This window comes from Alkanindiges illinoisensis, from assembly GCF_004377485.1.
GTDB lineage: Bacteria > Pseudomonadota > Gammaproteobacteria > Pseudomonadales > Moraxellaceae > Alkanindiges > Alkanindiges illinoisensis_A.
On sequence record NZ_SNTY01000008.1, the window covers coordinates 13150 to 27187 of the forward strand.

The 14038-nt window shown below is 45.2% G+C and carries 12 protein-coding genes; 7 read left to right on the forward strand and 5 right to left on the reverse strand.

What is annotated here, in order from left to right:
- Nucleotides 1–127: 127 nt before the first annotated feature.
- Nucleotides 128–1603: a transporter gene (locus tag E2B99_RS01800; protein WP_134243293.1), complete on the reverse strand. Its 1476-nt coding sequence runs from the start codon at nucleotides 1601–1603 to the stop codon at nucleotides 128–130.
- Between the two features lie 455 nt (nucleotides 1604–2058).
- On the opposite strand from E2B99_RS01800, the gene E2B99_RS01805 reads away from it, so the two are divergent.
- Nucleotides 2059–4089 carry an NADPH-dependent 2,4-dienoyl-CoA reductase gene (locus E2B99_RS01805; RefSeq protein ID WP_134243294.1) on the forward strand — a complete coding sequence of 677 codons (2031 nt, stop codon included), beginning with the start codon at nucleotides 2059–2061 and terminating at the stop codon, nucleotides 4087–4089.
- Nucleotides 4090–4187: 98 nt separating this feature from the next.
- Here the strand turns inward: E2B99_RS01805 and htpX are convergent, their stop codons facing one another.
- Complete coding sequence (htpX, locus tag E2B99_RS01810) at nucleotides 4188–5084, reverse strand: protease HtpX (protein WP_134243295.1); 897 nt, start codon at nucleotides 5082–5084, stop codon at nucleotides 4188–4190.
- 200 nt (nucleotides 5085–5284) lie between these two features.
- Nucleotides 5285–6142 (reverse strand): lytic transglycosylase domain-containing protein, encoded by an 858-nt coding sequence (locus tag E2B99_RS01815; RefSeq protein ID WP_134243296.1) that lies wholly within the window; start codon nucleotides 6140–6142, stop codon nucleotides 5285–5287.
- Between the two features lie 525 nt (nucleotides 6143–6667).
- On the opposite strand from E2B99_RS01815, the gene ttcA reads away from it, so the two are divergent.
- Together ttcA and E2B99_RS01825 are read left to right on the forward strand one after the other, a co-directional pair.
- Nucleotides 6668–7570 carry a tRNA 2-thiocytidine(32) synthetase TtcA gene (ttcA, locus tag E2B99_RS01820; protein ID WP_026471079.1) on the forward strand — a complete coding sequence of 301 codons (903 nt, stop codon included), beginning with the start codon at nucleotides 6668–6670 and terminating at the stop codon, nucleotides 7568–7570.
- Between the two features lie 224 nt (nucleotides 7571–7794).
- Nucleotides 7795–8181: an SCP2 sterol-binding domain-containing protein gene (locus E2B99_RS01825; RefSeq protein WP_134243297.1), complete on the forward strand. Its 387-nt coding sequence runs from the start codon at nucleotides 7795–7797 to the stop codon at nucleotides 8179–8181.
- 250 nt (nucleotides 8182–8431) lie between these two features.
- On the opposite strand, the gene E2B99_RS14525 is transcribed toward E2B99_RS01825, so the two are convergent.
- Complete coding sequence (locus E2B99_RS14525) at nucleotides 8432–8569, reverse strand: hypothetical protein (protein ID WP_166738959.1); 138 nt, start codon at nucleotides 8567–8569, stop codon at nucleotides 8432–8434.
- Nucleotides 8570–8611: 42 nt separating this feature from the next.
- Complete coding sequence (locus tag E2B99_RS01830; protein ID WP_240687690.1) at nucleotides 8612–9574, reverse strand: hypothetical protein; 963 nt, start codon at nucleotides 9572–9574, stop codon at nucleotides 8612–8614.
- A 427-nt stretch (nucleotides 9575–10001) separates the two neighbouring features.
- Between E2B99_RS01830 and E2B99_RS01835 the strand changes: the two genes are divergently transcribed.
- The 4 genes from E2B99_RS01835 to groL all read left to right on the forward strand — a co-directional run bounded on the left by E2B99_RS01835 (nucleotide 10002) and on the right by groL (nucleotide 13958).
- Nucleotides 10002–11012 (forward strand): diacylglycerol/lipid kinase family protein, encoded by a 1011-nt coding sequence (locus E2B99_RS01835; protein WP_134243347.1) that lies wholly within the window; start codon nucleotides 10002–10004, stop codon nucleotides 11010–11012.
- Nucleotides 11009–11797, forward strand: coding sequence for a metallophosphoesterase family protein (locus tag E2B99_RS01840; protein WP_134243298.1), 789 nt, complete (start codon nucleotides 11009–11011; stop codon nucleotides 11795–11797). The genes E2B99_RS01835 and E2B99_RS01840 overlap by 4 nt, the downstream gene beginning before the upstream one ends.
- Nucleotides 11798–11960: 163 nt before the next feature.
- Nucleotides 11961–12254 (forward strand): co-chaperone GroES, encoded by a 294-nt coding sequence (locus tag E2B99_RS01845; RefSeq protein WP_026471074.1) that lies wholly within the window; start codon nucleotides 11961–11963, stop codon nucleotides 12252–12254.
- A 69-nt stretch (nucleotides 12255–12323) separates the two neighbouring features.
- A complete protein-coding gene (gene groL / locus E2B99_RS01850) occupies nucleotides 12324–13958 on the forward strand; it encodes a chaperonin GroEL (protein ID WP_026471073.1) in 1635 nt (544 codons plus the stop codon).
- The last annotated feature ends 80 nt before the right edge of the window (nucleotides 13959–14038 follow it).

Here is a 14038-nt window from a genome sequence, read left to right on the forward strand (position 1 = left end):
GCAAAGTTCTGGTATAGACTGCTGAAATCAGAAAAGCAGGCAATAAGTAGAAAAGCACCCAATAAAAAAAGGGCGAATCGATCGCCCTTTTTTATACACTTTAATTTTACATTTAAATCATGAAAAATTAGAAGCGATAGCCCAGTTTCAGGCCATAAGCAAGTGCATGGTTGCCTTCAAAATCGCCTACAATAGTACCGCTACTAATCTTGGCATCAGCATCACCCAACCAGAAGTATTTCACCCCACCAGACAACTCAACTTTTGGGGTAGGACTGTAGCGTACACCTAAGCCTACATTCCAGTAACCTTCTGTCGGCCCAAGGGTAGTTACCGGGTTACCAGCACCAGAGTCCCAGCCTACAGACACATTACCTGCCCATTGATCGTTAACCTTACGGCCTACACCAACGTTAGCAGACCACTGGTCATCAGTGTAGTCAACCAGGTTTAATCCACTCGTTGCTGTAGCAAACAATGGTGGCTGTACACTAAATTCTGACCATTCCACCCAGCGCACATTCGCAAAGGCAACAGTATTAGCCATAATCCCTGTTTGGAAATCCAGATTAACGGATTGCGGGGTAGTTACTTTGGTACGGGTATCAGCAGTAGCAGGAAGTGCAGAAGGTGCTGCTAAGGAAGTTAAAGCACCTTGAGCTGTAGCCAAACGGGTTTGCTGGGCTGTTAGCTGAGCTTGTTGAGCTGTTAGCTGAGCTTGCTGACCAAGAAGAGTTGTATTTCCTGGGTTAGCTTGTAGTGCTGTATTAACCTGTGCCAAGCCAGCATTGACAGAATTTAATCCATTTGTAATAGCGGTTAAGGTTGCCCCAAGCTGAGAAGGATTCACACCAGCATCAGTAAGGCTTTGATTAATACCAGAAACAATTCCTCTAGCTGCATTACCCAGCGGTAAAGTTTCACGTGAACTGCCTTCATGTTCAATGTCTGAACGGTATGTAATAGAGGCTTTTAGGGCAATCTCAGGAACTTCATAAGCAGCACCCGCAATCCAGCCAAATGCACTGTCTTCGTCAATATTAATATCATAACCACTTAACGGGCCATAGGATGCGCCGCGTAGATTCACCTTGCCTTCAACTTCCTGATAAACCAGACCACCATACAAGGTAAAGTTGGTCATTGGCTTAAAACCAAAAAGGCTGGTGATATTACGGGTGTCCACATCAACATGTGTTGAACCACTAATACCAAGAGTAGAGTTTAGTGGAGCATTTGGACCAAAAGTGCTTGTCGCAAAAGCCTGGTTTGGTTGAGCGACAAAATTATTATTTCCTTTATAGGTTGCCGCTGCACCAAAAGGTTCGTCATATAATAAGCCAAATGAAAAGTAGTCAGTAGGCTGTACTTTAAGAGCAGCATTCCAAAAATTATAAGTGTCGGCCATATCATTAACTGGGTTACCACTTGTATCTTTACCATCTACGGTCGGTTGTAGAGAAGAGATACCAATTTCTGCATAATTACCTGGTTGCAAGAAGGCAGCAACCGACTGGCCAGAGCGGTCAAGGGCAGCAGCAAATACAGTTGAAACTGGCACAATCGTGAGTGCGATAGCGGCGGCGAGGGACTTCATTTTCATTGGTCGTCTTTCCATGATGAATAAAAGGGTAGAAAATGCACATTGAGAAAATATAGAAACATTTTCAATGCGAAGTGTATAATAATTGTGGTAGAACAACCACCAAACTTTAGCTTTAAAAGTGAATTGAAAATTAAGGAAAGTGCTGATAGCTCAATTATTGACACATTCTAATCTTAACTGCTCTACAGAGACTATTTACTAAGAATAAATAAAAATTGTACATTTCGATATCGAATGTTAGCCAAGGCATTATAAGGATCAAAAGAAAACCTTCTTAAAGAATAGGTCAAATTTACACAACAGTATTGACCATTAGGTCACTGACAGTAAGCCTGTATTTTATTAAAATCTACTCATTTGATGTGTTACGGGTTATTGACCTGTTGCTTGCGCTTATTGATGAAAAATAAATAGGTGCTACTGCTTTTTCCTATTGCATGAGAGATTGCTTGATGACGCCATATTCGCATTTGCTAGAACCGCTAAATCTCGGGTTTACCCAGCTTAAAAATCGTGTGGTCATGGGCTCAATGCACATTGGTCTGGAAGATCGTTTCTATAATTATCCCAAACTGGCGGCCTACTTTGCTGAACGTGCCAAGGGCGGGGTAGGCCTGATGATTACAGGCGGAATCTCACCTAATCGTCAGGGCTGGTTATTACCGGCTGGTGGCACCATGAATACGTTGGCTGATGCCATTAATCACCGGTTGGTCACGCATGCAGTTCACCGGCATGGTGGCAAAATCCTGATGCAGATTTTGCATTCGGGACGTTATGGCTATCAGCCGTTTGTGGTGTCGTCCAGCCCCATTAAATCACCCATTTCCATGTTCAAGCCACGTGCGCTTTCAGATAAGGAAATCTGGTCTACCATTAGTGATTTTGCCCGTTGTGCCAAGCTTGCCAAATATGCAGGTTATGACGGGGTTGAGATTATGGGCTCGGAAGGCTATCTGTTAAACCAGTTTCTAAGCACCCATGTTAATCAGCGTACTGATCGCTGGGGCGGCCCTATTGAAAACCGCATGCGTATTGCTGTCGAAATTGTAAAAGCAATCCGTAAGGCCGTAGGTGACAAGTTTATTATTTCATTTCGCCTGTCCATGCTGGATCTGGTGCATAACGGTAATACCATGGCAGAAGTCATTACGGTTGCCAAGGCGCTGGAACAGGCTGGTATTACCTTGCTGAATACTGGCATTGGCTGGCATGAGGCCCGTATTCCTACCATTGTAACCTCAGTACCGCGTGCTGCTTTTGCCAACGTTACGGCTGAAGTTAAAAAGCATGTGTCTGTCCCGGTTATTGCGTCCAACCGCATTAATATGCCACAAACTGCCGAGGCCATTCTGGCAGAAGGCAAGGCTGACCTGATTCAAATGGCACGTCCGTTGCTGGCTGATCCGGAATGGGTCAACAAGGTGGCCACCAACCGGATTGATGAAATTAATACCTGTATTGCCTGTAATCAGGCCTGTCTGGATCATGCCTTTGAAAACAAGCGCGGTACTTGTCTGGTTAACCCGCGCGCAGGCTATGAAACCGAGCTTGTGTATGTCAAAACCCGTAAGCCCCGCCGTATTGCAGTGGTGGGTGGGGGTGTGGCAGGCATGACTGCTGCGACGGTTGCTGCCGGACGCGGTCATCAGGTTACCTTGTTTGAAGCCAATACTGATGTGGGCGGGCAGTTTAATCTGGCCAAGGTGATTCCGGGTAAGGAAGAGTTTCATGAAACCATCCGTTATTACAAAACCATGCTCAAGAAAAATGGAGTGGAAGTACGGCTGGGCACCCGGGTGAATCGTGAGCAACTGGAACGTGAAGGCTATGATGATGTGGTGATTGCCACTGGCATTGCACCGCGTGCCTTAAAGCTGGCCGGGGCAGAGCTACCCAATGTGCTGACTTATCCGGAAGTACTGCGAGGAGCACCCGTAGGGCAGCGGGTTGCAGTCATTGGTGCGGGTGGTATTGGGTTTGATGTCAGTGAATACCTGCTGCATAACCCAGCTATTCCACAGCCGCAGCCATTGGCTGACTGGCAGCGCGAATGGGGACTTGATCCTCAGCCCAATTATAATACAGAGGGCGGTACAGTAAGACCTGAGGTACATCCGCCATATCGCCAGATTTACCTGTTGCAGCGCAAATCCACGCCCGTTGGTGCAGGACTGGGTAAAACCTCAGGCTGGGTGCATCGGGCACAGCTTAAAAAGCATGGTGTGCGCATGTTGCGTAGCGTGAATTATAATGCCATCACCCCAGAAGGCCTGTGGATTACCGTAGATGGCCAGTCACAATTGCTGCGTGTCGATACGATTGTAGTGTGTGCCGGGCAGGAGTCTGTGCGAGAGCTAATGCCAGCAGAAGGTGAGCAACTGGGCGCACGCTACCATTTGATTGGTGGTGCATCGCTGGCTGCCGAGCTGGATGCCAAGCGGGCAATTCGGGAAGGCGCCGAGCTGGCCGCCCGACTGTAGAAATTAATGACAATTCACTGGTTATAAAAAAGCCCTGAATCATTCAGGGCTTTTTTGTAGTTTGGATTTCAAAAGTACGACATTGAGCAGGCTAAGCCTTAATGCATATTTAACTGTTGCAAGGCAGCCACGCGCTGTTCAATGGTTGGATGACTATGGAACAAGGCGGCAATACTAAAACCTTGTTCTTTACCTTCATTAATGGCAAAGGCTTTCATTTCCTGTGGCATTTGATCAGGTAGCTCATTCTCGGCACGCAAGCGCAGCAGGGCAGAAATCATCGCATCCTTACCAGCAAGGCGGGCGCCCGCTTCATCAGCCCGGAATTCGCGCATCCGTGAAAACCACATCACAATGGCTGAGGCCAGAATACCCAGTACAATGTCCATAATGATGCTGGTGATAAAGTAACCCATGCCCGGACTATCGCTTTCATTCTTGAAAATGGCACGATCCACAAAATTACCAATGATCCGCGCAAAGAACATCACAAAGGTATTGACCACACCTTGTACCAGTGCCAGCGTGACCATATCGCCATTGGCAACGTGACCAATTTCATGCGCCAGCACAGCACGCAGCTCGTCCTTATTCATGCGCTCCAGCAAACCGGTAGATACTGACACCAGTGCATCGTTTTTATTCCAGCCTGTGGCAAACGCATTGGATTGATAACTTGGAAAAATCCCCACTTCTGGCATCTTAATGCCTGCACGACTGGATAACTCAGCCACAGTACTCACCAGCCATTGTTCTGCCGGATTTTGTGGTGTTTCAATGATCTCGGTGCCTGTGGTTTTCTTGGCAATAAACTTGGACATAAATAGCGAGATCATTGATCCCACCATACCAAACACAAAACAGATCACCAACAGGTTAGTGTAGTTCAGGCCACCGGGACCATGAGTTGAGCCAACGCCCAGTACAGACAGGATAATACCAACAACTACCAGTACCGCGAGGTTGGTCAGCAAAAACAAACCAATCCGCATCATGTACATATTCCTCTTAAAATAATAGGTAAAAAAATGATCTTATCAGGCTGAAAAGCCTTGATCATGATGTAGATAAAGTAGAGCTTTATAGGACTTTTTCAATAGCTCAAAGGGCAGTAGGGGCAAAATGAAGTGAGTTTTTATAATAAATTAAGATGGGTTTAAGGCTATTGCTGCTGCCATAAACCCGAATCAAGGCATTAATAGGTTTCAATATTAGAGGCGGTATAAACGCCATCCACGGCATACACCTTTACCGGTGCCCGTGATATCACATTGGAGCTACTGCTGACCGCACTGACTGGGGCAACCTGCTGGGCTTGTGCCAGCGTATTATACGAGGCGCTCATGGCTGAGGCAGACATGGGTGTGGTACTGATATTCCCGGCGTACAGATTTTTGTAGCGGCTCATCACCCGGCGCACATAATCCTGGGTTTCGCGGAAGGGCGGAATACCACGGTATTTGTCCACATTGCCTTCGCCTGCATTATAGGCTGCTAATGCCAGCTCGGTATTATAGTTAAAGCGCTTGAGCAAAAAGCTCAGGTATTGGGCAGCACCCAAGACATTTTGAGCCGGATCATAGGCATTGCTTACGGCAAAGCGGCGTGCGGTGGCGGGCATCAGTTGCATCAAGCCCTGTGCGCCAACGGGTGAACGTGCATTGGGATTAAAACCGGATTCAGTATGCATGACGGCTTTAATTAAGCCAGAATCCACCTGATGGGTGCTTGCAGCCTGAGCAATAATACCATCGTACAGATTTTTATTCTTGCTATAGCTGGGTAGCACTGCAGATTCACTGCCGCCCCAGTTCCGGTAACTATGGACATTGGTGTCGGGATAATAAGTGACTTTTACCTTGGTATTGTATTCGCCAAAGCTTTTATCACCCCGAACATTGGTGAGTAGGGTATCACCATTCTTGTTTTTGTAGACATAAAGGTTGCCTGCCTGTGCAGGAACAGTAGACAATAGAGCAATGCTACTTATTAAAGAGAGTAGTAAAGATCTTTTAGAGTGAAAAAACGCAGTTAAAGTCGGCTGAACTTGCATTGTAAGTTTTACCCACGTCCTTGAGATTTTGGAAGAGTGTAGCAAAAATATTTCTTTAGGTAACCCTTTTTGCGTCTGTAGTTACAATGTAATAGTCTATTTTTTAGACAACATTGAAATAATTGCAGAATTAATGAACATTTAGGTCAAAACAACGTTTTAAATTAAAAAAAAATAACTTGAAATTAATAAGTAATTGATTTTTATTGAAAATATTAATTGGTTAAAAAATATACAAATTGTGTCAAACCCTTACAGAATCGTTGCGAAGCGATGTCAAGTTTTTAGTTATCCCCATTGTTATCCACAGGATCTGTGGAAAACTTAAATGATGAATGAATGCACAACTATGGGGAAGATTTTGTGTTTAATGGTTGACAAAGCTGCACCATTTTGTGACTGTGAAGCAAATATGAAGGATTTTTGAAGTCAAAAAAGCCAATTGTGATTTATAAAGCGTCTAACTTTTAATAAAATTTCGGGTACAATATTGGCCCAAAACCGCTTAACCGACGTGCTAAAAACATGTTTTCACCTGTTGCTGATTCTGTAAATTCTTATCCGATTCCTGAAGTGCCAACTTCGACGGCCTATCATCGCCTGTTAAAAAAGATACGGCGTCAGGTTGGGCATGCAATCCGGGATTACAACATGCTAGAAGACGGCGACAAGGTCATGGTGTGTATTTCCGGTGGCAAGGACAGCTATACCTTGCTGGATATTCTGCTTCAATTTCAAAAGATTGCGCCCATCAATTTTGAGGTGGTCGCGGTTAACCTTGATCAGAAACAGCCTGGATTCCCAGAAGATGTACTGCCAAACTACTTAAGCGAACGTAATATCCCGCATTATATTCTGGAAAAAGATACGTATAGTATTGTAAAGCGACTCACGCCTGAAGGAAAAACCTTTTGTGCCGTATGTTCGCGCTTGCGCCGTGGTTCACTGTATGGTTTTGCACAGGAAATTGGCGCAACCAAGGTGGCATTAGGACATCATCGTGATGACATTATGGCAACCTTCTTTTTAAACCTGTTTCATGGCGGTAGCCTGAAGGCTATGCCACCCAAGTTACTGTCTACTGATAAAAAGAACATTCTCATTCGCCCGCTGGCTTATGTGGCCGAAAAAGACATTATCAAATATGCACAAATGCGCGAGTTTCCGATTATCCCGTGCAATCTGTGCGGCTCACAGGAAAACCTGCAACGCGCCATGATTAATGACATGCTGCGCGACTGGGATCGGCAGCACCCCAAGCGACTGGCCAGCATTTTCGGCGCATTACAGAATGTCTCGCCTTCGCAACTGGCTGACCGTGAGCTGTTTGACTTTGAAAGCTTGCAGGTAGAAACCGAAGTACCAACTGCTGAGGAGTTGGACAATCTTAAGCAACGCTTGGATGTAGTTAACCTGAGCTTAAGTTAAGGCTGGGTTTAATTGCTTCTAAATATGCCTAAAAACTGATGTTAAATTAAGCATGCCAAGTTTTGACACATTTTTTAGCGCGAAGATACAACTTTTGCCATATTCAGTTGAATAAGAGTCTGCTATAAAGCGGAACAAGCATTGCATTTTGAATGGCTTAGCTTATTTTTTTGCTGCCAAGTAATGTTAAATACTGTTTACAATGAATGAATAGAGGATCTAGCATGCCTGCATTTTTAAGTAATGAATGGTTTGATACCGTAGACAAACTGACTGCTGAAGCAGGTGACCTGAATCTGCCGCCTGCACTGGCTGGACTGGCACTTAACCTGACTGTTACTGAGCCTGGTAGAGACAATGTTGATTTGTCTTTGGATGGCGGCAAGATCCAGAAAGGCTTATCTTCCAATGCAAAAACCACGCTAACCATGGATGAAGAAACCCTGCGTAAAGTGTTTCTGGAGTTCGACATGGCTGCTGCCATGCAGGCTTTCATGACTGGCAAAATCAAGGTTCAGGGCGACATGAGCCAATTGATGGCTCTACAAACTGCACGTCCGAGCCAGGAACAAAAAGATCTGTTCCAGCGCGTATTGGGCATGACTGAATAATTTTCAGTACAACCAGAAAAGCCTGCATTATGCGGGCTTTTTCTTTATCAAAAAATTATTCATGTTGTATAACAGAAGGAAAAGTTAGATTTAGAGATCATTTGAATATATTAATATTATAATGAGCGTATTACATAGTGGCTTTAAAACAGATTTTAAAATGTAGGGGAAGTTAAGGCAGCACAGGGAGTAGGAAGCTGGCTGCCAGAAAGGTGCTTATATAAGCTGAGTACCGCAAACGCTTTTAAATTCAGGCAAACAAATACTGCATAAAAAAGGCAGCCAGAATCATGCCAATAATAAAAAACAGGCAAGCAGTTTTATCAAGGGCAAGACGATCAATGGATTGAACCAGTTGTTGCTGAGCGGATTCACGTATAATTTTCATTACCAGCACTCATGTACTATTTAACAAATATTCAAATAAGAATTATCCGTTATTATTAGTAGCATAAATGGTAGCCTGAATCCATATGTTTCCACGAATATAATCACCAACCTGAAAACTGGTTGGCATTTTAGCGTGATTTAAATACGCGAGACGTATTATTACCGGTTTACTCTCCTGTTCACGGATTATGACTACATCAATTAAATCGACTGTTTTGTCCATAAAATCAGTTTGTGATAATCCTACAATTTCTCCCTGAAACCATGCTTCATCTTCCTGACCTAAATGATCACCATATAAATAAGCAACCATCTTGGATAAATCCAGCGTTACGGGAGCTTCATCGTCTGCCGATGCAGGCTGCCAGGCTGCAATTTGAGCCTGCAAGTCTTCTGGCGCTATTCCATTGCTTTTAGCAAGGATATCATTAAGGGCACGATGATGCTTAATGGCAGCCGGATCATCCACGAGTAGCGTTTCACCCGTTTTGACCTTTTCAAGGTTATAAGCAAAACCACCCAGATTGATCTGATAGATCTGATTATGTTGATACTGGTGCTGATTGACGCTAAACAGGTTATCAAACGCGTAAATGGTGGCGCCATCGCTGGTGGTAATATTTAATACCGCCTGCATAATATTAGGGCAGCACATAATACGGCTGATTTTCCCTTGAACGCTATAAGGGCTATTTATAATGGGAAAGGCAGACATTAAACGTACAGGTTGCTGCGCTTTATCAATTTCGATTAACTGGGTAATTTGTAGGGGCTGTTCCGGGCCATTAATCAGCCAGGTTTCCTGCGGCATGTTTTGATTACCACGATTTAAGCCATAAGGCATATGCGCATTATTTAAGGCCAATTGCAGCCATTTTGGCACATCCTGATCCGGCTGGGTGGTTAAGAGTTGCCAGTGATCAGCATGACCGCCCATACAGTCTTGCTCAATACTAATTAATTCAGGGGCTTGGTGCGTTTGAGTCATGGTCTGTTCAGTCATATGGAGGCTTGCTGTTGAATTGGTCTAATTTAAAGTCTATTAATAATAATTGGGAAAGCAGGGTATTTTTCAAGCCTGTTCATGTAAAACCCGCTGAAAATCTTAATAAAATTTCTAAAAATTGAATCATTTGCATTATCACCCTGCATATAACGATGATCTTACGATCAACCATCAATACAAACACAACAAATTAAAATAAATCATGGCTGGTAGTTAAAACAAAAGCTGTTTTTAATCAGTACGGTAATCCCTGAACAATAATGGCGATTATTGCAACAGGATTTGGGCAACTTGACTTGGTATTGGCATGTTCGGCCTGACAAGTATGCTTAAATCAGTTGAGGTGCGATTCCACTTAATCCTGATTTCGATAACTCGATTTCAATAACCCGATTTTAATAAATTATTGATGTCCAGCGTATTTATGTCTTCTTCACCAATACAATCAACAGAATTGTCTGAGCCAATTGCGCCAGTCTCGTCTTATTCTCCAGAAGATCAGCCAGCTTATGCCAGCGGACGCCTGATTTCCATGGTAATGAATACTGGCTCGGGCCATCACGCTTATGGCCATGAGCAACTGGCTCGTCAATTAACAGCTTATTTTAGCGAGCAGGGCTTTGAGGTGGATTTATACCTGCTGACAGAAGCCCGGCAATTAAGTGAAGTGGTGCGTCAGGCGCGTGCCAAGCATGAACGGGAAGGCGGAGTTATTGTGGCAGCAGGTGGTGATGGCACTTTAAATACTGTTGCGCAGGAACTCAAACACTCCAGTATCCGTATGGGAATTATTCCACTGGGTACATTTAATTACGTGGCACGGGCATTGGATATTCCGCTAGATCCATTTGCTGCGGCGCAAGTGATTGTTGAAGGGATAGCACGACCTGTTCATCTGGGCATTGTGAATGACTATATTTATTTAAATAATGCCAGTATTGGCCTATACCCAAAAATTATTGAGCAGCGTGAACTTTACAATGCCCGCTTTGGACGCTTTCGGGTGGTGGCAATGGTGTCGGGTTTTGTGGTGCTCATGCGCGAACAGCAAAAGCTAAAACTTAAGATGACCATTGATGGCGAACAAACTCCAATTGAAACGCCACTGGTCTTTTTTGGTAATAACCAGTTGCAGCTACAGGATCTGAAATTAACACTGGCCGAATGTGTGGCACAGGGCAAACTGGCTGCGGTTGCCATTACGGCATTAACCCGCTGGCAAATGATCAAGCTGATTCATCGCCTACAGGTTGGCCTGTTTGAGCAAGCACCGGAAGTGACCAGTTTTTGTGCTGACCAAATCAAAATTGAGTCACGGGTTAAGCGTATGAAAGTGGCTATTGATGGAGAAATCGTGCAGATTTCAACTCCCCTGATTTTTAAGGTGGCACACAATGCATTGCAAGTGATGGTGCCGCAAGGGGTTACCAAATGATTTTGCATCTGTCTGACCCGCATTTTGGTACGGAACAAGCCCGTCCAGTCCGGGCACTGAAACAACTGTGTGATGAGTTAAAACCTGAACTGGTGGTGGTAAGTGGCGACTTAACCCAGCGGGCACGTCATGGCCAGTTTATTGATGCCAAGCGCTTTCTGGAAAGCTTGGGTTGTCCCTATCTGGTGATTCCGGGCAATCATGATATTCCGTTGTTCCATTTGCCCAGACGAATCTGGCGTCCGTTTCATCGCTTCCAGCAGTGTTTTGGCAGTCTGGAGCCGCAAATTGAAACCGAGCATTTTTTTGTGGTGGGGGTTAATACCATCAAGTCACACCATCATACCAAGGGCAGTATCTCGCTTCGGCAAATTGAGCATGTGGCCGAGCAGTTACAGGCGGCTCCAGCGCACAAGCATAAAATCGTGGCTACGCATCAGCCATTTATAGTAAGTCCGGATGATGATGAAGCGGCCAAGGATATTCCCCGCTTGATGCTGCCAGCCTTAAAGCGCTGGTCGGCCTGTGGCCTGCATGCGCTTTTGCATGGACATTTGCATCATTCTGCGGTGTATGACCTTAACCAGTATTTTCTGCTGGGCCGGTCAAATCCGGTATTGGACATTCATGCCGGTACGGCACTTTCCCAGCGCGTGCGGCATAGCATACCCAATTCAGTGAACATCATCTGTGCTGATTTGACGGTGCGGCGCTATGACTATGATGAAACACAGGTACGCTTTATTGAGAAGAAAATCTTATGGCAGCCGAAAACTGCTGACTAAAAGGATAAAAAACATACAAATATACAAAATTTTTTCATGTTTGCCCTTGAAGCGCATTTTTATATCCCTATTGATGCATCAACCGATTTAATTTCAGCAGTTCACTGCTGATTTCGTCCAATGTTTTGGCACAAAAAAGTGTTTATCAAGGAGAATCTGCATCATGAGTATCAATATTCGTCCATTACACGACCGTGTGGTGATTCGCCGCGTCGAGGAAGAAACCAAAACCGCTGGTGGCATTTTGCTGCCAGGTTCTGCTGCTGAAAAACCATCTCAGGGTGAAGTGCTGGCAGTAGGTAATGGACAAATTACTGATAATGGTGTGCGCGCCCTCGATATTAAAGTGGGTGACAAAGTACTGTTTGGTCAATACGCTGGCTCAACCGTCAAAGTAAACGGCGAAGAGCTGTTGATCATGAAAGAATCTGACATTTTTGCAGTAATTGAAGGCTAATGAGTAGCTTGTAAAGCTTGTTCATTGATTCGTTTTATCTGCTTGAAAACATATAATTAGGAGTTATTCATGTCTGCTAAAGATGTAAAGTTTGGTGAATCCGCCCGTAGCAAAATGATTGCCGGTGTGAATATTCTGGCTGATGCCGTAAAAGTGACTTTGGGTCCTAAAGGCCGTAACGTGGTGATTGACCGTTCTTTCGGTTCACCGCACATCACCAAAGATGGTGTAACTGTTGCCAAAGAAATTACCTTAAAAGACAAGTTTGAAAACATGGGTGCGCAGCTGGTTCGTGAAGTAGCCAGCAAGACTGCTGATATTGCCGGTGATGGTACAACCACTGCAACTGTACTGGCACAAGCTATTTTAAATGAAGGCATCAAGTCTGTTGCTGCTGGCATGAACCCGATGGATCTAAAGCGCGGTATTGATAAAGCCACTCGCGCTGCCGTACAGGAAATCCATAATATTGCTACCCCAGCGTCTGATACCAAAGCCATTGCTCAGGTGGGTGCGATTTCTGCCAACTCCGACCAGACCATTGGTGACCTGATTGCTCAGGCCATGGAAAAAGTGGGCAAGGAAGGCGTAATTACCGTTGAAGAAGGCTCAGGCTTTGAAGACACGCTGGACGTGGTTGAAGGCATGCAGTTTGACCGTGGCTATGTGAGCCCGTATTTTGCCAACAAGCCAGACACCCTGACTGCCGAGCTGGATAATCCGTTCATCCTGCTGGTTGACAAGAAAATCAGCAACATTCGTGAACTGATTCCAACACTGGAAGCAGTGGCCAAATCTGGCAAGCCATTATTGCTGATTGCTGAAGACGTTGAAGGCGAAGCGCTGGCCACACTGGTGGTGAACAATATGCGCGGTATTATCAAGGTCTGTGCGGTTAAAGCGCCAGGCTTTGGTGACCGTCGTAAAGCCATGTTGCAGGACATTGCCATCCTGACTGGCGCAACTGTCATTTCTGAAGAAGTTGGCCTGAATCTGGAAGGTGCTACCTTGCAAGATCTGGGTACTGCCCGCAAGGTTACTGTTGGCAAAGAAAATACCGTAATTGTTGACGGTGCTGGCCAGAAAGACGAAATTGATGCGCGTGTTTCAACCATTCGCAAGCAAATTGAAGAAGCAACGTCTGACTATGACCGTGAAAAACTGCAAGAGCGCGTGGCCAAGCTGGCTGGCGGCGTTGCGGTGATCAAGGTTGGTGCTGCAACTGAAGTTGAAATGAAAGAGAAAAAAGACCGCGTTGATGATGCATTGCATGCAACCCGTGCTGCGGTTGAAGAAGGTGTGGTTGCCGGTGGTGGTGTTGCGCTGGTGCGTGTGATTCGTGCGCTTGAAGGCCTGACTGGTGCCAACGAAGACCAGACTGCTGGTATCAACATTCTGCGTCGTGCCATTGAAGCGCCATTACGCCAGATCGTCACCAACGCCGGTGAAGAAGCCTCTGTCGTGGTGAATGCTGTTAAGAATGGTGAAGGCAACTATGGCTACAATGCGGCAACTGGTGAATATGGTGACATGATTGAGCTGGGTATTTTAGACCCTGCCAAAGTGACCCGTTCTGCACTGGAGCATGCAGCGTCTGTTGCAGGCCTGATGCTGACCACTGAAGCCATGATTACTGATATTCCAGAAGACAAGCCAGCTGCACCTGATATGGGCGGCATGGGTGGTATGGGCGGCATGATGTAACTGGTAATACACAGTTAGCTGTTTAAACCACTGGTTTAGCCAGTGTTCGAAACCTTGCTTTAGCAATAAAGCAAGGTTTT